The following is an 18,000-nucleotide window of genomic DNA, read 5'->3' on the forward strand; positions in this document are numbered from 1 at the left end:
GCGCATGGCTCAGACGGGGCGCGCATGCAAAGGTGACGAGAGCCTCTACTCCCCCGTCTCGGAATCGCCCTCCTCGGGCTGGGCCTCGGCGCCCTCCTCCTCGTCCGCAATGACCTCGACCTCGACGTCCACCGGCTCCGGCTCGCGGTCGAGTTCGTCAGCCATCTGCTGGGCCTTGGCGATCCAGGCGCTGCGCTCCTCGGGGCTCATTCCCCTCAGCCTGGCGCGCAGCAGGTTGTCAGAGCCCTCGCTTGCCGCCTCCTGCATCTTGCGCAGCAGCTCCTCGTTGACCGCCTTGCCCTGCTCGAAGGTCAGCTCGCCCTTCTTGACGAGCTCCTCCACTATCTCCTGGGACTTCTCGGCCCCCATTGCGACGGCACCCACACCCGCCAGGAACAGCTTGCGGACGCCCTCGCCCAGATCGTCGAACCCAGCCATGCCAGACTCCCTTCGCCGGGGCATCCCCGTCGGGGACGCCTTTCCCGTTTGTCCACTTGTACCCGCGAAGGGGCACGGGCAAACTAGCCGACGAGCACCCTGCCCAACTCCTCCACGCTGCCCACGACGGCGCAGGCGCCCGCCTCGGCAAGCTCTCCCGGAGCCGCAGTGTTCCCAAGCTCCACTCCCACGCAGGGCATGCCGCAGGCAAGGGCGCCCTCCACGTCGTAGAGGCGATCGCCCACCATGACGCAGTCCTCGGCCCCCACGCCCATGACGGCCATCACCTCGGCCAGGGCCTTGGCCTTGGTGTGGTTTCCGTCGTCCTTGTTTCCCACCACCAGCTCGAAGACGCCCTCGATGCCGTTGTCGCAAAGGCCGCGCCTGAGAAGCGGCTCGCGCTTGGAGCTTGCCACCGCAAGGCGGCGGCCCGAGCCGCGCAGCCGCTCCAGGAGCTCCCGCATGCCGGGGAAGAGCGGCCAGGCCTCCAGCCCCATCCTCTCGTAGATCTTGCGGTAGTCATGGGTGATGGAGAGGGCCTCGTCCTGCGAGAGGCCGTACACCAGGCTGAACGCCTGCGGGAAGGGGGGACCAACTATGCGGCCCACGTCCCCCAGCTCGCCCTCGCCCAGCCCATGGGCCAAGAGCACCTCCGTCGCCGTCCTCACGATGGCGCCCTTGGTGTCTGCCAGCGTTCCGTCGAAGTCGAACACCACCACGGGGCGACCTGCCACGGATGCGCCCGCTGCACTTGCGTTGTCTGCCATGCGCTTCCTTCCCGCACCCTTCTCTCGGCCTTGAATGATACGCCAGGTGTCAGGCTGGTAACCAAATGGGAAACGGCGCGTGTAGGCGCCCGCCCTTGCGGCTTTTCTGGCCTAAGGTAGCAAAAAGAGGACGGAGGCCCCATGCGCGTGCACAACTTCTCTGCCGGACCAGCCGCACTGCCCGAGTGCGTCCTGCGCGAATGCGCTGCCGAGATGCTCGACTACCAAGGCAGCGGCATGTCAGTGATGGAGATGAGCCACCGAAGCCCCCTCTTCCGGTCCATCCTGGACGACGCAGAGGCCTGCCTCAGGCGCCTCATGGACATCCCCCGAGACTACCGCGTGCTCTTCCTCCAGGGAGGGGCGACCCTGCAGTTCGCAGGTGTGCCGCTGAACCTCATGAGACACGGGCGGGCGGGCTACATAGTGAGCGGCAACTGGTCCAAAAAGGCACTGAGGGAGGCGGCGCGCTACGGCGAGGCGCTGGTGCTTGCCACGGGCGAGGGCAGCGGCTTCGCCCGGGTGCCGGAGCTTCCCGCCAGCGTCAGCCAGCAGCTGGACTACGTCTACCTCTGTCAGAACGAGACGGTCTTCGGCAACATGATGCGCGAGTTTCCCCAGACGGGAGACGTGCCCCTTGTGGCGGACATATCGAGCTGCTTCCTCTCATGCCCGCTGGACGTGAGCCGATTCGGCCTCGTGTATGCGGGGGCGCAGAAGAACGCAGGTCCCGCCGGCACCACCGTGGTCATAGTCCGGGAGGATCTCATCGCCCCCGGGCCGGCCCGCGCGGACATCTGCCCCAGCTACCTGAGCTATCTCGAGCAGAGCCGCCAGGGCTCCTTGCTCAACACGCCCAACTGCTGGGGCATCTACGTCTCGGGCAAGGTCTTCCATTGGGTTGAGGAGGAGGGAGGCCTCGCCCGGATGGAGCGCAGGAACTGGGAGAAGGTTGCCCCGCTGTACGACTTCCTGGATGGGAGCGAGCTCTTCTCGGCGCGCGTCGAGCCTGGGTCGCGCTCCATCTCCAACGTCTGCTTCCGCAGCAGCTCGCCCGAGCTCGACCGGCTGTGCGTCGAGGAGGCCGCGCGGAGGGGCATCGTGAACATCAAGGGACACCGCCTGACGGGAGGACTGCGCGCGAGCTGCTACAACGCCGTGAGCCCCGAATCGGTGCAGGCGCTGGTCTCGTTCTTGGGGGACTTCGAATCCGACCACGCAGCAGGGAGGGCATGAGGTGCGTTACGTGAAGGTGCTCGACAACATCAGCACGACCATCACCAAGGACGGAATCGCCGAGCTGGGCGAAGGCTACCAGCGCTGCGACGAGCTGGGGCAGGCGGACGCCCTCCTCGTGCGCGCAAGCGACACGCGCGCGCTTGAGCTGGGGCCCAGCCTTCGCTGCGTCGCGCGCTCCGGGGCGGGCGTCAACAACATAGACGTGGAGGGTTGCGCCAGGCGCGGCATCGTGGTCTTCAACTCCCCCGGCGGAAACTCAAACGCGGTGAAGGAGCTGGTGGTGGGCATGATCTTGACGAACTCCCGCCAGACCCTGGCCGGCATGCGCTGGGTGCGCGAGCACGGGGGCGAGCCGGACATCGTGCGCCTGGCGGAGGCAAGCAAGAAGGACTTCGTGGGACGGGAGGCCCTGGGTCGCAAGGCGGGCGTGGTGGGCCTGGGGGCCGTGGGGTCGAAGGTGGCCAACGCCCTGGTGCAGCTGGGGCTCGATGTCTACGGATACGACCCGTACCTCTCGGTGGAGCATGCCTGGCAGCTTGACCGAGCGGTCAAGCGCGTTGACAGCATGGACAGGCTCTGCGAGGGCGCCGACTACGTCACCTTGCACGTGCCCTCAAAGGAGGACACCGTGCGCATGATGGGCGAGAGGGCCCTCTCGCTCATGGCCGAGGGAGGCATGCTGGTGAACTACGCCCGTGCGGACATCGTGGACGAGGATGCGGTGGACGCGGCGCTCAGGGGAGGAAGGCTGGCACGCTTTGTCTGCGACTTTGCCACGCCAAAGACCTGTCAGATGCCCAACACGCTCATCACGCCCCACATGGGCGCCTGCACGGGCGAGGCGGAGGAGAGCTGCGCCGCCATGGCGGTGAGGGAGATGAAGGATTACCTGGAGCAGGGCACGATCAGGAACTCCGTGAACTATCCCAGCTGCGACATGGGTCCCTGTCGCACGGGGGGCCGCATAGCCGCCCTGCACGCCAACGTGCCCAACATGATCGGCCAGATCACGGCGGCGCTGGCCGCATCGAGGGCCAACATCCAGCGCATGAGCAACGAGGCCGCAGGTGCGCACGCCTACACCCTGGTTGACACCGACGAGCCGTTGGGCGAGGAGACCCGCAGTCGCCTGAGAGGGATTCCGGGCGTCTACCGCATCCGCGTAATCCGCCCCTCGTAGCCCAGGGGCTCCCGGGGGCCTGCCGTGGGCTACCATCTGGGAAAGCCACAACAGGATTGGAGCCGCCATGCGCGTGGACCCCATATGCTGCCATCGCCCCACGCCGGAGCGGGCGGCAGAGTTTGCCAGCCTCCCCTACGACGTGTTCGACCGCGACGCAGCCCGTGCCTACGTGGGGGAGCACCCCAGGAGCTTCCTCGCCATCGACCGGCCCGAGACGGGATTTGGGCCAGGGCAGGACATGCACGCGCCCGAGGTGTACGCGCACGCCCGTGCCCTCCTTGAGCTGCGCGTGCAGGACGGCACGCTCCTTCGAGACGGAACCCCCTGCTACTACCTCTGGCGCCTCGAGAGGGACGGCCACGCCCAGACGGGGGTCGTCTGCGGCTGCAGCGTGGACGAGTATCTCTCGGGCACCATCCGCCGACACGAGAGCACCACCACGGAGAAGGAGGAGGACCGCGTCCGGCACATCGACGCGACAGATGCCCAGACGGGCCCCATCTTCCTCTGCTACCGGGACAACTATGCCATTGACGCGCTGGTGTCTGCGGCCTGCGGCAGCATGCCCCTCTACGACTTCGTGGGAGAGGACGGCGTGCGCCACAGCATCTGGCGCGTGGCTAGGCCCAGCGCCGTGGAGGCGCTCAGGGCATGCTTCTCCACCGTGGGCTGCGCCTACGTGGCAGACGGCCACCACAGGGCGGCCGGCGCCGCGCGCGTCGCCCTGGAACGCAGGCGCAGGGCGCGGGAGACGGGAGGGACCCAGACGGAACAGCCCTCAGACCTCTTCCTTGCCGTGCTCTTCCCCGCCAGCCAGCTGCAGCTGCTCCCCTACAACCGCGTGGTGGGGCGGCTGGGAGACTGCCACATCGACGGACCCCAGGGCCTGGTCGGCGCGATGGATGCCGCGGGCCTCTCTCCCAGGGAGCTTGGAGGCCGCCCCCACGCGGCCCCCGCCCGCGGAAGCGTGGACGTCTTCGTGGGCGGAACCTGGTGGAGAGCCGATCTTGCCAGCAGGGGCAGCGTCACCGAGGGCGACCCCGTGAGGCAGACCGACGCACAGAGGCTGCAGGACCAGGCTCTGGGACCTCTTCTTGGCATCACAAATCCACGGGAGGATGCGCGTATGCGCTTTGTGGGAGGGACGCAGGGCATGGGTCGGCTCGAGGCGCTCGCGGGAGAGGACGGGGCGGCGTTCTCGCTGCATCCCTGCTCCATCGAGGAGATCATGGCGGTCTCTGACGCCGGCCTGACCATGCCCCCCAAGTCAAGCTGGTTCGAGCCGAAGCTGCTGAGCGGGCTCTTCATCCGCCACCTGTAGGTGCGACGCAACGGACGGCAGCTCGTAGCCATTGGGTATAAGGTGCTGTGGGCACACGAAACTCAGCGGAGGACCATGCGCAGCAGGCGGCAAGAGGACAAGAGGGCACAACGCGAGGGCGAGAAGAGGGGATGCCTGCACAGGCGGACCGCCAGGCTCCGTCTCCTCGTGACCTTGGCGGTCTTCGCCTCTGTCCTGTGCCTGGCCCTTCTCACGGCAACCGATTCCCCCGACCTCGCCCTGGGCGTCCTCGGCGCGGTGGCGGCAGGCATCGCCACCCACCGCACGCTGGCACGTGCCCTCGGAGGCACACGCGCTGGCGGGGAGGAAGGCCTCCCTTCCCGCCCGGCTCCCCCGGCCCGGGACGCTGAAGACGACAGCGATGGGGCCGCGGCCGAGGTGCCCCTCAGCCTTGCCCCAGAGCCAGACGCGGCGGAGGGGCTTGCGGCAAGGCCCACTGGCTTTGACCTCGACGCCTTCTCGTCTCGCATTCTCGCAACGGAAGACCCCGTCGCGGAGCTCAGGCTCTTCGTGGGAGAGATGCGCAGGCGGGAGCAGGAGGAAGGTGCGGCCCTCCTTGGCCTGGAGCGCTTTGCCAGCCGCGTGCTGGATGAGGCGGGGCTCTTCGCGAAGGACGTGGAGCTTCCCCCCTTCACCATTGTCAAGCCTCGTCTCTCGGGGATGTTCTATCTGCGCAGCCGTGAGCAGAGCATGCCTTACCTCGCCAAGGTCCGCATCATCTCCCTGGAGGCCGCGCTCAACGCCATCCGCTATGCCGCCACCTACTTTTCAGATGACCCGACGGTAAGCATGGAGCGCTGCTATCAGCTCAACCAGGACCTGCAGTCATCCATCTGCGCCCAGCTTCCTGGCATAGACGAGCCCCGGGAGCTGGGCGAGGGCGATGAGGGCGACGGCGAGTGGGCCGTGCGCAAGCACGTCTCGATGATGGTGGAGAGCCTGCAGCTCCCCTACCGCCTGGAGCTGAGCTTCCGCAGCAACGTGAGCGACGGGAACCTCTCGTTCCAGCTTGACCTCACGCCGGAGCAGGCCTTCCCCGCGTCCATGCACATAGAGGGCCTGGGGATGGTTGCCAGCACGCGGCAAATGCGGCGGAAGGCGGCGTCGGCCTACGCGCTCAGGCTTGCCATAGCCCTGGCCGCCGTGGGATTCAGCGCCTCGAGCAAGCTGCAGCATGTCTGGGTCGCGGGCGCCGTCGACACGCCCACGCGGCACTGGTGCCAGTACTCGATCGACTTCGACCGGGGCCGCTTCTCGCAGCTCGACCTCTCGCATGTGGCCGACCTGGAGAGGGCCCTGCATCCCTTCGTGCCGAACCTGCGCCTCGAGGACGGCATCCTCAAGCCCGTGGAGCAGGGGTTCTCCCTCGAGGAGCCGCGCTTCTGCCCTCCCTGGCGCCATGCCATGGTCTCGCTCTCCTCTCGCCGCCTTGGGAAGGCTCAGGCAAGGGCGCTGGGCTGCGAGCGCGTGTCCGGGCTGGCCATAGAGGAGGCAGACAAGCGCGCGGTGGTGGCCGCAGACATCATGCGCAGGCTGACGGAGGGCTCGGACGACCACGCATGCGAGAAGAACGTGCGCGTGATCTTGCAGGCAACCGGCGACGACCCGGACCCCAGCGTGAGGGAGGCGGGCCTGCGCACCTCTCGCCTGCTCATCGACGGGACGCTTCCCGAGGACGCGCTCCTGGTGGGTGAGGAGTTCGTTGCCGGAGACCCGCTCTCGCGTGCGGCCCGACGTGGCCGGGAGGCCTTGGGCAGAAACGACCCCAAGGCTGCCGTGGATGCCTGTCGCAGGGTGCTTTCCGAGTTTGACGCTCACGGAAGCTTTGCGGACGGACCGGGCATGGAGTGGCGCTACTTTGGCAACTACGTGGACCGCGCCCTCTACAACAGGATGTTTGCCGAGACGGGCAGCTCGGTGATGCTGGTTCCCAACTCGTACTTCGAATGCCACCTCATCATCTCCGTGGCAGAGCTCATGCTGAGGCATGCCGAGAGCGCCTGCACGCACGCACGGCGCTGCATGGAGCTGGCCCCGCTTGACCGAAGGGCCCACCTGCACCTGGTGCGCTGCCTCGAGGAGGCGGGCAGGGAAGACGAGGCCAGGGAGCAGCTCGTGCGCCTGCTCAACGAGGCGCACGACCCCGAGGCGCTGGGCTTCGGCTATTACCGCATGGCGTACTTCCAGTGGCAGAGGGGCAACATCCTGGCGGCAGAGGCCTGCTACCACTGTGCCCTTCGATTCCTGCCGCCCAGCATGACCCAAGCGGGTGCCGAGCTCATGGCCCTTGCCGCCCAGCATCCCGAGACCTACCACGAGCACATGGACGGCGAGGAGATCGCCCAGGTTCTCGAGGACGCAGGGGTGCCCGTGGCCCCCACCGAGGAGATGTTTGACCTGTTCATGGACTGCGCCCGCGCCTCTCTGGACGCCGAGGTCTTTCCCGTTGCGCGCAACTTCATCAGCATCCTCGGCGCATTCAATGCGGATGACGTCGTGTTTGGCATTCTTCGCTCCATGGAGGGCGAGCCCGACGCCTAGCGCACGTCCGCAGCGCGGCCGGAGCGACGACGTGCAGATGGAAGGCCACGGGGGTTTCCTGCGGCCTCTTCGCAGCTCAGCCGGGCGCTTATGGCGAAGGCCCCCAGGAAATCCATTCCAGAGGGCCTCCTTGGACATGCTGTGCGAACTTGAGAGGCGGCTACGCCTCGATGAACCTGAGGAACTGCTCGGCCTGCGCCTTGATGGAGGCCTTCTGTACGTCATCGAGAACAACGACGTTGTCACTCCAGGCGCTGCCGTTCACGACGAAGCCCTCGCCCATCGCGCTCATGACGTCCATCCCGACGAAGGAGAGAAGAGACCCGAGCTTCTCTCGCATTTCGGCTGCCGCCGTGCGCCCCGCGATGCCCGAGAAGGTGACCTTCTTGCTCTTGGCGACAGTGGTGGAGTCGCCCTGCGCGACGGGACGAGAGAGCCAGTCGATCAGGTTCTTGACGTGACCTGGGTAGCTGGCGTTGTACTGGGGACTGACGACCCAGAGGCCGTCTGCCGCCTTGACCTCTTCGCGCACGCGCTGGACAGGCTGGGGCGTGGGCCACTCGATGTCCTGGTTCATGAGGGGCAGGTCCTCATATGAGAGCTCCTTGAGCTCCACCTCGGAACCAAGCGCCTCCTGGATGGCGGCCATGAGCTGGCGGTTGAACGACTCCTTGCGCAGAGAGCCCTGCACCATAAGGACGGTCTTCATGGGTGAAACCCCTTTCAATCAAATCTGACGTGACCTCCGTATAACCATTTCCAACGATAATATCGTGCAAAATTATATTTTGCCAAAGTAGTTTCGGGAACGTCCGCCCACAGCAGGAAAGCACGGCAGGAAAGCGGGGCGACAGCTGCCGATGCGGTGACTAGTCAACGCTCTTGAGCGACTCGACCATGTCGAGCCGATCCAGCTTATGCCGCATGGCAAGCATGACCAGCAGCGCAAAGGCCAGCGTCAGGGCAAACGAGATGAGATAGCTGCCAGGATGGATGCTGCGACCAAACATCACGTAGTCAACCTCAGCGGTATTGACCACAAAGCCCTCAAGCCAGCTTCCCAAAACAATTCCCAGCAGGTCGCCAAAGATGCTCAGCAGCAAGACCTCCCTGAAGACGTATGCGTAGACCTCTCCTCGGGTGAAGCCCAGCACCTTAAGGCTGGCAATCTCACGGACCCGCTCCGCTATGTTGATGTTGGTGAGGTTGTAGAGGACGATGAAGGCAAGGGCGGCAGCAGCGACGATGAGCACCACGACGATCATGTTCACCACGCTCAGCATGCTGCGATAGGTCTCTACCGTCTCGCTGGAGAAGACCACGGTGGAAACGGACCTCACGTCATGCAGCCTCGAGGACAGCTCGTCCCGCACGCCCTGGTCAGCGTCCACGCGCGCGTAGATGGTGGAGAAGGACAGCCTCTCGTCGCTCACCGAGGCCCAGGCCCTGCGTCCCACATAGACGTAGTTGCCCACATAGTTCTCCACTACGCCCGTCACCTTGAGAGGATGCCCCTCGCCCTTTGCGTTGCCCACGTCATCCTGCTCGAAGAGCAGGATCGTGTCACCGGCAGAGATGTTGTGGAGCAGCGCGAGCTTCTCGCTGACCAAAACCCCGTCCTCGTCGAAGGGAACTGCCCCCTTGCTGCCACGCCGCCTAAAGCTTACGGCATGGGGCATCTCGTCGGCGCTTTGAGGCACCACCACGCTGACGTAGGTCGTCTCGGTGGCGCCGCTCGAGCCTTCGGTGCCCTTGGCCTGCATGTTCAGCTGCTGCACGCGCACCAGGTCATGTGCGCTGCCGCTCTCCTCCAAGAGTCTCACGACACGCGAGACGTCAAGCTCGTTTGCGCTGGAGTCCAGCCCCACGGTTGCGTCGTAGTGGATGATGGGCCCAAACTGGCCGTCCAGGATGTCCCAGAGCGAGTCGTGGAGCCCGAAGCCCACCAGCAGAAGCGCGGTGCAGCCGGCAATGCCGATCATGGTCATGGTCAGACGCCTCTTGTAACGGAAGAGGTTTCTGCAGGTGACCTTCCACGAGAAGCTCAGCCTCCTCCAGAGGGGCCCCAGCCTCTCTAGCAGTATGCGTCTCCCAGCCTTTGGCGCACGAGGAAGCATGAGCGTGGCAGGCGCCTCCCTCAGGCTCGAGAGGACCGCCGCCAAGGTCGCAGCAAGCGTCACGCCAACGCCCAGGCCTCCTGCGAGCAGGGCCTTCCCCAGGTCGACCGGAAGGGGGAACGACATCAGGGGCACTGCGTACACCACCGAGTACGCCCGGCAGATGATGGAGGGCAGAAGCTGAGAGAGCGCCGCGATCCCCACCACAGCCCCCATGCCCGCCGCGGCCGCGGCGTAGAGCAGGTACTTGCTGGCTATCTTTGCGCCGCTGTATCCCAGCGCCTTGTAGGTGCCAATCTGAATGCGGTCATCCTCCACCATGCGCGTCATCGTGGTGAGCGCGACCAATGCAGCAACCAGGAAGAACATGAGGGGAAAGACGCTGGCGATGGAGTCCATGCGCCTGGTGTCCGCCTGGTAGGTTGCTATGCCCTCGCTCTGGCTGCGGTCGAGCAGATAGATGTCAGGCAGCTCGAGGTCATCGATCTTGCGCTGGGCACCCATGATCTGCTCCCAGGCCTTCCCGAAGCGCTCGTCCGCCTCCGCCTTTCCCTCCTGCCAGCTCGCAAGCCCGGCGCGATGCTCCTCGCGTGCTGCGTCGAGCTCACGACGGGACTGGTCGAGACGGGTACGGGCATCCGAGAGGCGCCTCTCGGCGGCCGAAAGCTGAGACTCCGCCTCGGCCTGCCGCCGATCGACCTCGGCCCTTCCGGCATCTATCTGGTCCTGCGCGGACTTGAGCTCGGCTTCTCCGGAGATGAGCTGGTCCGCGGCATCGATGGCCTCAGCGAGCCGCTCTGCGCCAGCGTCAGCCTGCGCGAGCGCCGCGTCAAGCTCCTCGTCCGTCATGCCCGAGGCATCAAGCACGGCACGCGCGAACAGCCGTCTGGCCTCGAGCTTTGCAATCTGGGCGGCAGTCTCCTCGGTCTGGGGGTCTACGGCGTAGAGCTCCTCCAGCTGGCGCGTGAGATCCTGGACCTGCCACTGGAACAGCTTGAGCATGCCCAGCATCCCGCGCTGTCCTTTGAGCTGCACCTGCTGGTTCTCAAGCTGGGCCTTCGCGTCCTCCAGGCTTTCGGCTCCCGTCTCTACGAGAAGCTCGTCCTTGCCCGACTGCCACTGAGCCCTGCGCGCGTCGAGCTCCGCCTGCCCTTGGTCAAGCTGAGAGCGGGCCTCGTCCAGCTGCGTCAGTGCGTCTCGTCTCTGGGACTCCAGCTGCGCCAGACCCTCCTGGTAGCCTCTCTCGCCATCCGCAAGCTGGGCCTCTCCGTCAGAGATCCTCTGGGCACCGGCGTCAAGCTCTGCCTTGGAGGATTCCAGCTGCCCGTAGGCCTCGTCGTGCTGACTCTGGTACTCGTCCTTCTTCTGGTCTAAAGCCTCCTGCGCCCTTGCGCGCAGCTCGTCCCTGCGAGAGGAGGCAAGCGACGCCGAGAGGCGCTCGAGGCGCCCCTTCACCTCCCCCACCCTCTCGTCATAGGCCCTCGAGGCGCACTCCGGTCTCTCCGCTCCCTCGACACGCAGGTAGACCTCGGTATAGGGCGCGTCGTCCCTGAAGGCGTCCTCTGCAAGGAAGAGGTATTGCTCGATTGAGCCCGAACCCAGGCTCGTGGAGCCAAAGCTGGTCGTGTAGGGGTAGTTCGAGGAGCTCACCGTTCCCACCACGGTGAAGATGCGGCCTTCGAGCTGGCTTTCCAGTGCGCTACTGCCATAGAGCAGCTCCACCTTGTCCCCCTCGCCAAGCGTAAGGGCACCGTCCGCCGAGGCCACACACTCATCGGAAGACCGTGGCCAGCGTCCCGAGCGCAGGATGAGGCGGTTGAGGTATGAGGGGTCATCCGAGGCGACCTCGTCGGGGGCATGAAAGCTCGAGTTTGCGGCAGAGGGCCCGAGGGAAGAGATTCGGACTGCGAGCTGCACGTCTTTCAGGCGGGCAACGCTGTCAACCGTATGGGCGCCCATGACCTCGCCGACGCCATCCACGGAAGAGATCTGTGACAGCTCCTCCTCCCCAAGACCCAAGGTGGAGAGGACGCGAAGGTCCCACAGCCGCGTGCCATCGAAGTAGCGGTCTGCTGCGATGCGCATGTCGGGGCCCGTCATCTGGAGCCCCGCGAAGAAGCCGCAGCCCAAGGCGACAATGCCCATGATCGCCAGAAAGCGTCCCAGGGAGGAGCGTATGGTGCGCAAAAGCTCGCTCGCGAATGCCGAGCGCGAGCCACGGCGCCTTCCGGGCGTCCTCGCGTTGTCAGTCGCCACGAACACGGTCGGCTACCACTCGACGTCTGCCGCGGCGGCGGGCCGCTCGTTGAGCTCAACCGACTGCGCCCGCCCCTCGCGCACGTGGATCACGCGATCCGCTATCTGTGTGAAGGCGGAGTTGTGCGTGACGATGGCCACCGTGCGGCCGCTTCCCCTGCAGCTCTCCTGCAGAAGGGCCAGGATCTGCTTTCCCGTCTTGTAGTCCAAAGCCCCCGTAGGCTCGTCGCAAAGCAGCAGCTTGGGGTTCTTGGCGATGGCGCGGGCGATGGCGACGCGCTGCTGCTCGCCGCCGGAAAGCTGGGCAGGGAAGTTGTCCATGCGATGGGCCAGGCCCACCTCGGCAAGCACCTCCTCGGCAGGGAGGGGGTTTCGGCAGATCTGGCTCGCAAGCTCTACGTTCTCCAGCGCGGTGAGGTTCTGGACCAGGTTGTAGAACTGGAACACGAAGCCTATGTCATGGCGCCGGTACTGGGTGAGCTCACGCTCCCCCATGGCGCTCACCTCCTGGCCATCAAGCATGATGGTGCCAGAGCTGCAGGAGTCCATGCCGCCCAGCATGTTGAGCACCGTGGTCTTGCCGGCGCCCGATGGCCCCACGATGACCACCAGCTCTCCCCGGTCTATGCTGAAGCTCATGTTCTCGACGGCGTTGACCTCGACATCTCCCATCTTGTAGGTCTTACGCACATCCCTGAACTCGATGAACGCCATGTGCCACCTCCTGAAGACATCATGACACAGCGCGGCCGGGCAGCCTGGGCCACAGCGGCGGGCGGCGGGCGAGAGAGGTCACCGGCCCTAGCGCCTCGGCCGGCGCGCGTCGCGGCTCTTGCCTAGGCCCATGTAGAAGATGCCCAGGCCAGCCAAGGCAAGAAGCACCGCCGCAAGGGCAAGTGTCAGGTTGCTGCTGAGCAGGCTCAGCATGAGCAGCACGGCAAGGGCGGTGACGAGGAGCCCCAGCACCATGAGCGGAAGGCCTCCTGAGAAACCCCCGCGCGCACCGTCGTCTTCCAGCTCCCCCAGACCATGTCCTTGCTCGCCTGCGCGCAGGAAGGAGGGGGCCTCCCCCCAGGGGAGGCTCCTCGCAAGCTCCCCCATGGCCATGGACAGTCCGCCCTCGGAACGCGATGCCACCACACGGTCTGACTCCAACAGGACCGATGACGGGCTGTCCTCGGGCGCCACCCAGGTGAGGCCAAGCCTCCCGGCTGCGAGGAAGGGCTCTCCCGCCGAGAGCAGCAGGGCGTCTGACGGGGCGAGGCCCTTGTGCCCGAGCAGGCATGCAAGGGCATCTTCCAGGGAGGAGAGGGTCTGGCTCGCGCCATCTCCAGCAGGGAGGAGCAGCCACCCCCCACTGGCCGCATCGCGCGCTATCAGGTCCGTGCCCGAGTCGCCCTCCCCAAGGGTGCGCCACAGGTCACCTGCCGGTGCCGCAGAGCACAGCGCCAGGGGGACACCGGAGGCGATCAGGGCGTCAAGCGCATCCTTCGGCCTCGGAACGCCAGGCCGAAGGCCTCCCTCGAGCATGCAGGTATCCATGTCAAGAACTACGAGACCAATCACCACACTCCCCCTCGAACTGCACGATGAGACTCTTCTCGTCTCAGTCTCCCCCGCAGGCCACGGCCTCTTTCCCGCACCGGCCAGGAACCCCAAAAGCTACAAGCGCTCCAGCTCCACCACGTCCCTGAAGGAAATCGCAAGCCCTCCCAGCTCGAGGAGGGCGTCTTGCACCCTCACACGAGAGACGTCCCCCTCGCTCCTGACATAGGTCCCATGCAGGTAGTGCTTGACGCGCACCCTCTGCCCTGGCCCAAGGGAGCGCAGCTCGTCCGAGAGGGCAAAGCGCTGCTCGTCTGAAAGCTCCGTCATGGGGGCGACGGCCCTCTCGCGGGCTGCGAGCTCCTCCCTGAGGCCCCTGAGCGGCTCGAAGGGGATGAATATCTTCGCGCGCCGCTCGAGGGGCATGCGCGGATGGCGCAGGTAGAACTCGTCATTCCCCACTGCGGTGACCTCCCAGCTGGGCGTTCCTCTCGCGAGCCGTGGCATCAGGGAGAAGGTCGATGGCCTTGAGCAGTGAGTTCTTGCCAAACTTCCGTTTTATGGCACTCACCGCCTCCTGGCGGGCATGCTCCCGTGAAAGCATGTCCGCATCCCTGAAGAGACTCATCTGAAGGCTTGACCCCTTGTCGGGACGCACTCCCCCCAAGCCGACGTTGAGACGGTGTATGGGACGATCGGGGCGCGCCACACGTGGCCACAGCGACTCAAGGGCCTGCCATATTTCCCTAAGGGAGCTGGTGGCGGCAGGCAGGGGAACGCTGCCGGACTCCGCAAGCTCCCCCCAGGCGAGGCGCCGTCCGTGGCCCCCGCCTCCGTCTTCCCCGCGGGAGCGGCGCGCCATGGCGACCCGCTCCTCCGCAGAGAGCCTGTAGCCAACCGAGAGGCTCAGCGAGCTACAGAGCAGATGGCGCTCAACCAGCTCCAAGGCGAGGTTGTCGGCCATCTCCTTTGCTATGAGCAACCCTCCCTCGAAGCCCACATCCTGGCCCAGCACCTGCCCGTTGGAAAGGCTCTTGTCCTGGGAGCGATAGGCCTTGATGTGGGCCATGGTGGTGGGCTCTCGTCCCCAGGCGTGATCTATGAGAATCTCTGCGTCAACGCCGAAGGCCTGGTAGATGGGCTCGCGGGGATGCATGGCAAGCTCCCCCATGCTGTGTATGCCCAGCTCCGACAGGCGTCTCGCGGTTCCCGCCCCCACCCGCCAGAAGTCCGTGATGGGGCGGTACCCCCAGAGCTGCTGGCGATAACCCTCCTCGTCCAAGGCCCCAAAGAAATCCGGGCTGTGCTTGGCCGTGATGTCCAGGGCCACCTTCGCGAGGTAGAGGTTGGTGCCGAGACCGCAGGTTGCTGGTATGCCCGTGCTGCGCACCACGTCCTGGCGTATCCTCTCTCCCAGCTCGCGGGCCGTACAGCCATAGAGCCCCAGGTACCCGGTGACGTCCAGAAAGGCCTCGTCTATGGAGTAGACATGTATGTCATCCGCGCTGACGTAGCGCAGATAGACCGCATACACGTCTGCGGAGCGCTTGATGTAGAGCGACATGCGCGGCGGGGCCATGAGGAAGTGGATGCGCTCGGGAATCTCGAACACGCGGCAGCGGTTGCGCACCCCCTTCGCCTTGAGGCTGGGCGAGACCGCCAGGCAGATGGTCTTCTTGGTGCGCGCGGGGTCTGCCACCACCAGGTCCGTGGTGAGAGGGTCAAGGCCTCGCTCAACGCACTCGACGCTTGCGTAGAAGCTCTTGAGGTCTATGGCCAAATACTGCCTGTGCGGCTGAGGCGCAGCTCCTGGCATGGCTCAGCGCTGGTAGACGATGCCGCCCTTGACATCCTCCGCAGCCGAGGGGCCCAGATAGCGCTCGACGAGGCACAGGCCGAGGTCGATGCAGGTTCCCAGGCCCTGGCTGGTGATCAGCTGTCCGTCCACGACCACCCCATCCTGGAGGACTTCCGCGCCGTGCTGGGCCAGGACAGCCTGGAATCCTGGGTTGCTCGTGGCGCGCCTGCCCTCAAGCAAGCCCAGCTCCGCCAGCACCGAGGGTGCGGCGCACACGGCGGCAACGTCTCGGCCGCTCTCAAGCTGGTACGCAAGGGCGCGGCAGAGCTGCTCGCAGGCGCGCAGGTTCTTGGTTCCAGGCATGCCGCCCGGAAGGAACATCAGGTCGTACCCCTCGAAGGAGAAGCCCTCGTCGCAGATGCTACCGTCACAGACCACGGTGACCCCATGGCTTGAGGTCACCGCAAGGTTCTCCGTGACGGAGATCTTGTCGCAAGGGATGTGCGCCCTCCAAAGCAGGTCACACACCACCAGGGCCTCGCACTCCTCGAGGCCATCCGCAAAGAACGTAACCACCCGCAGGTCCTCGGCCCTCTTGCCCATGCGCATGCCAATCCCTTCCCTTCCGCCGCGACCCCTTTGGCGCTATTCGTCCAGCGGCCTGCGACGCAGGGCCTTGGGACGAGAGCGTCGTGAGTGCAATGGTAGAACATGTGTTCCCGTTTTTCAAGGGAAAGGAGGTGCGCTATTTGCCCGAGAGATGCAGCTCTTCCCTGAATAGACGCAGCAGGACAAGGGAGACCACGCCCACGATCACAGCCATGACGGGGAAGTTGAGCCAGAGGCCCAGAAGGCCCAGAGGCCAGAGCAGCGGGATCTCGGCCAAAGGAAGGATGAACGAGGAGAGCAGGGCGAGGATGGTGGCAAGCTTGGACCGCTGGACCGCAATGAGGAAGAGCTGCGTGGTGGAAGAGACCCAGCGCACGAGGAAGACCAGGGAGAAGACGCGGAAGGCGAGGCGGGCCATCTCGAGCAGCTCGGCCGGAGGGTTTGAGATGAAGAGCGCGGTGAGCTGGTCGGGGGCCATGTAGACGGCGACCGCGGAGGATATGGATATGACCGCGGCGGCAACGACGCAGCGCTTCTCGATGGCGATGACTCGGTCGAAGCGCCCTGCGCCCCAGTTGTAGCCAATAGAGGGCTGCAAGGAGTCGCACACGCCGTAAAGCAGCGGGAACACGAAGTCATCCACGTACATGACCAGGCCAAAGACAGAGACGGCATACTCGCCTCCGAAGAACAGGAGGGCGGAGTTGATGGCGATGGACGTCACGCGCCCGGCGGCGTTGCTGAGGAAGACGGGCATGCCCGCCCCGGCGATCTCGCGCACGATGACCCAGCTGACCTGAGGTCGCACGAAGCGCAGCTGCATACGACCCAGGGCAAAGGGCAGGAGGCCCGCCAGGAAGCAGACGGCCATGGCCAGCGCGTAGCCCAGCGCCGCGCCAAAGACGCCCAGATGGAAGAAGTACATGAGCGAGAACTCCACCACCCCGCCAAAGACGGACATGCCCACGTTGAGGACGAGCGAGGAGCGTATGTGGCCGCAGACCTTGAAGTAGTTGTCCACGGCGAACATGCCCACCGTGAGCGGGGAGGCCACGGCGTAGACCCTCAGGAAGGTGGTGGCCATCTCCGCAAGCTCTCCCGTGGCGCCCATGAGGGCGAATATGGAAGGAGCGGCGAGGTAGAGCACAAGACCCGTGATGGCACCCAGGACGAGGTTGAGCAGCACCGAGCAGCTGAAGATGTTGTTGGCCTTCGCGGCGTCGCCCTTGCCCAGGCCAATGGAGATGGGCACGGCCGAGCCGACGCCGATCATGTCGCCGAAGGCGAAGTTGAGGATGACGAAGGGCATGGCCAGATTGATGGCGGCAAAGGCCTGCTGGCCCAGCAGCTGCCCCACGAATATGCCATCAGCCAGGTTGTAGAGGGCCGAGGCGAGCATGCTTGCCGCCCCGGGAAGCGCAGCCTTGAAGAACAGCCGGCTGGGATGTGTCTCGAGGAAGAGGCGGCGGGTCTGCTCCGCGCGCTGCTCTTGGGCAGCGTCCGTGGTCATAAAGAGAAATCCCTCCTGCGTACGTGGCCTGTCTGCAAACTTCGGCGCGCCTCCCCATCCTACGGCCGGGAGGCTGGCAAGGGGTGCGCGAGAGGCCCTGCGGACCAGAAATCCGCGAGACCTCCCGACGGGACCATCCCCCTCCGGAGATGCGCCAGACCACTACTCGCTGCGCAGCGCCTCCACGGGATCCCTGCGCGCAGCCCCCATGGCCGGCACGAGACCAGCCACGAAGGTGAGCAGCGCGCTCATTGCCACCAGCGCAAGGGCGCTCGGCACGGGAAGGCTCATGATGTTGGGAACCCCCTGCCAGCCGTACACCACGGCGTTCACGGGGACGGATATGAGGTATACGGCCAGCACCGCGAACACGCCCGAGGTCAGGCCCTCGATGACCGTCTCGGCATTGAAGATGTTGGCGACGTTGAGCCTGGGGGCGCACGCGAAGGCGCTCGAATCGAAGCTGAAGCCGCTGGAGAGCGCAGACGAGAGGCCCGCCATCTGACCTTTGACCTGAGCCGAGATGGCAGAGGTCAGCTGACTGCCCAGCTGCCCGGTCGCTGCGGCAAGCTGGGCCGCCATGAGCTGGGCCACTACCTGCGTCTTGTCCTGCATCTGCTAGGCCACATAGGGAGCGAATTACCTGGTCATGTAG

15 protein-coding genes are annotated in these 18,000 nt (G+C 65.7%); 4 read left to right on the forward strand and 11 right to left on the reverse strand.

Translation table 11 applies throughout. The features are described from left to right. Positions 1-45: 45 nt before the first annotated feature. On the reverse strand, positions 46-438 hold the full coding sequence (locus CZ375_RS04820; RefSeq protein WP_077598148.1) for a phasin family protein: 393 nt from the start codon (positions 436-438) through the stop codon (positions 46-48). A gap of 83 nt (positions 439-521) precedes the next feature. Then, the gene (locus tag CZ375_RS04825) at positions 522-1,205 is read right to left on the reverse strand and encodes an HAD family hydrolase (protein WP_077598149.1); all 684 of its coding nucleotides are present in this window, start codon (positions 1,203-1,205) and stop codon (positions 522-524) included. A 141-nt stretch (positions 1,206-1,346) separates the two neighbouring features. On the opposite strand from CZ375_RS04825, the gene serC reads away from it, so the two are divergent. The 4 genes from serC to CZ375_RS04845 all read left to right on the forward strand — a co-directional run bounded on the left by serC (position 1,347) and on the right by CZ375_RS04845 (position 7,510). Beyond that, positions 1,347-2,441 carry a 3-phosphoserine/phosphohydroxythreonine transaminase gene (gene serC, locus CZ375_RS04830; protein WP_077598150.1) on the forward strand — a complete coding sequence of 365 codons (1,095 nt, stop codon included), beginning with the start codon at positions 1,347-1,349 and terminating at the stop codon, positions 2,439-2,441. A gap of 1 nt (position 2,442) precedes the next feature. Beyond that, entirely contained in the window at positions 2,443-3,624 is a 1,182-nt protein-coding gene (locus CZ375_RS04835) for a phosphoglycerate dehydrogenase (protein ID WP_077598151.1), read from the forward strand. Positions 3,625-3,691: 67 nt separating this feature from the next. Further along, positions 3,692-4,948 (forward strand): DUF1015 domain-containing protein, encoded by a 1,257-nt coding sequence (locus tag CZ375_RS04840; RefSeq protein WP_077598152.1) that lies wholly within the window; start codon positions 3,692-3,694, stop codon positions 4,946-4,948. A 75-nt stretch (positions 4,949-5,023) separates the two neighbouring features. After that, positions 5,024-7,510, forward strand: a complete 2,487-nt coding sequence (locus CZ375_RS04845) for a tetratricopeptide repeat protein (RefSeq protein ID WP_077598153.1) — start codon at positions 5,024-5,026, stop codon at positions 7,508-7,510. A gap of 160 nt (positions 7,511-7,670) precedes the next feature. Here CZ375_RS04845 and CZ375_RS04850 read toward each other — a convergent pair whose 3' ends face one another. From CZ375_RS04850 to CZ375_RS04890, 9 genes are all read right to left on the reverse strand, one after another. Beyond that, positions 7,671-8,219, reverse strand: coding sequence for an NADPH-dependent FMN reductase (locus CZ375_RS04850; protein WP_077598154.1), 549 nt, complete (start codon positions 8,217-8,219; stop codon positions 7,671-7,673). 160 nt (positions 8,220-8,379) lie between these two features. Further along, complete coding sequence (locus CZ375_RS04855) at positions 8,380-11,889, reverse strand: ABC transporter permease (protein WP_234966877.1); 3,510 nt, start codon at positions 11,887-11,889, stop codon at positions 8,380-8,382. A gap of 6 nt (positions 11,890-11,895) precedes the next feature. Beyond that, entirely contained in the window at positions 11,896-12,597 is a 702-nt protein-coding gene (locus tag CZ375_RS04860) for an ABC transporter ATP-binding protein (RefSeq protein WP_077598155.1), read from the reverse strand. An 87-nt stretch (positions 12,598-12,684) separates the two neighbouring features. Next, positions 12,685-13,449 carry a hypothetical protein gene (locus CZ375_RS04865; protein WP_143803077.1) on the reverse strand — a complete coding sequence of 255 codons (765 nt, stop codon included), beginning with the start codon at positions 13,447-13,449 and terminating at the stop codon, positions 12,685-12,687. 96 nt (positions 13,450-13,545) lie between these two features. Beyond that, positions 13,546-13,890 (reverse strand): hypothetical protein, encoded by a 345-nt coding sequence (locus tag CZ375_RS04870; RefSeq protein ID WP_077598157.1) that lies wholly within the window; start codon positions 13,888-13,890, stop codon positions 13,546-13,548. Then, entirely contained in the window at positions 13,880-15,208 is a 1,329-nt protein-coding gene (locus CZ375_RS04875) for a Y-family DNA polymerase (RefSeq protein WP_234966879.1), read from the reverse strand. Before CZ375_RS04875 ends, CZ375_RS04870 begins: the two co-directional genes overlap by 11 nt. A gap of 39 nt (positions 15,209-15,247) precedes the next feature. Beyond that, positions 15,248-15,835, reverse strand: coding sequence for a DJ-1 family glyoxalase III (locus CZ375_RS04880; RefSeq protein WP_327196213.1), 588 nt, complete (start codon positions 15,833-15,835; stop codon positions 15,248-15,250). A 136-nt stretch (positions 15,836-15,971) separates the two neighbouring features. Then, complete coding sequence (locus tag CZ375_RS04885) at positions 15,972-17,345, reverse strand: MATE family efflux transporter (RefSeq protein WP_077598159.1); 1,374 nt, start codon at positions 17,343-17,345, stop codon at positions 15,972-15,974. 162 nt (positions 17,346-17,507) lie between these two features. Further along, positions 17,508-17,960, reverse strand: a complete 453-nt coding sequence (locus tag CZ375_RS04890) for an ABC transporter permease family protein (protein ID WP_077598160.1) — start codon at positions 17,958-17,960, stop codon at positions 17,508-17,510. Positions 17,961-18,000 lie beyond the last annotated feature (40 nt).

Source organism: Olsenella urininfantis (assembly GCF_900155635.1).
GTDB classification, from domain to species: domain Bacteria; phylum Actinomycetota; class Coriobacteriia; order Coriobacteriales; family Atopobiaceae; genus Olsenella_G; species Olsenella_G urininfantis.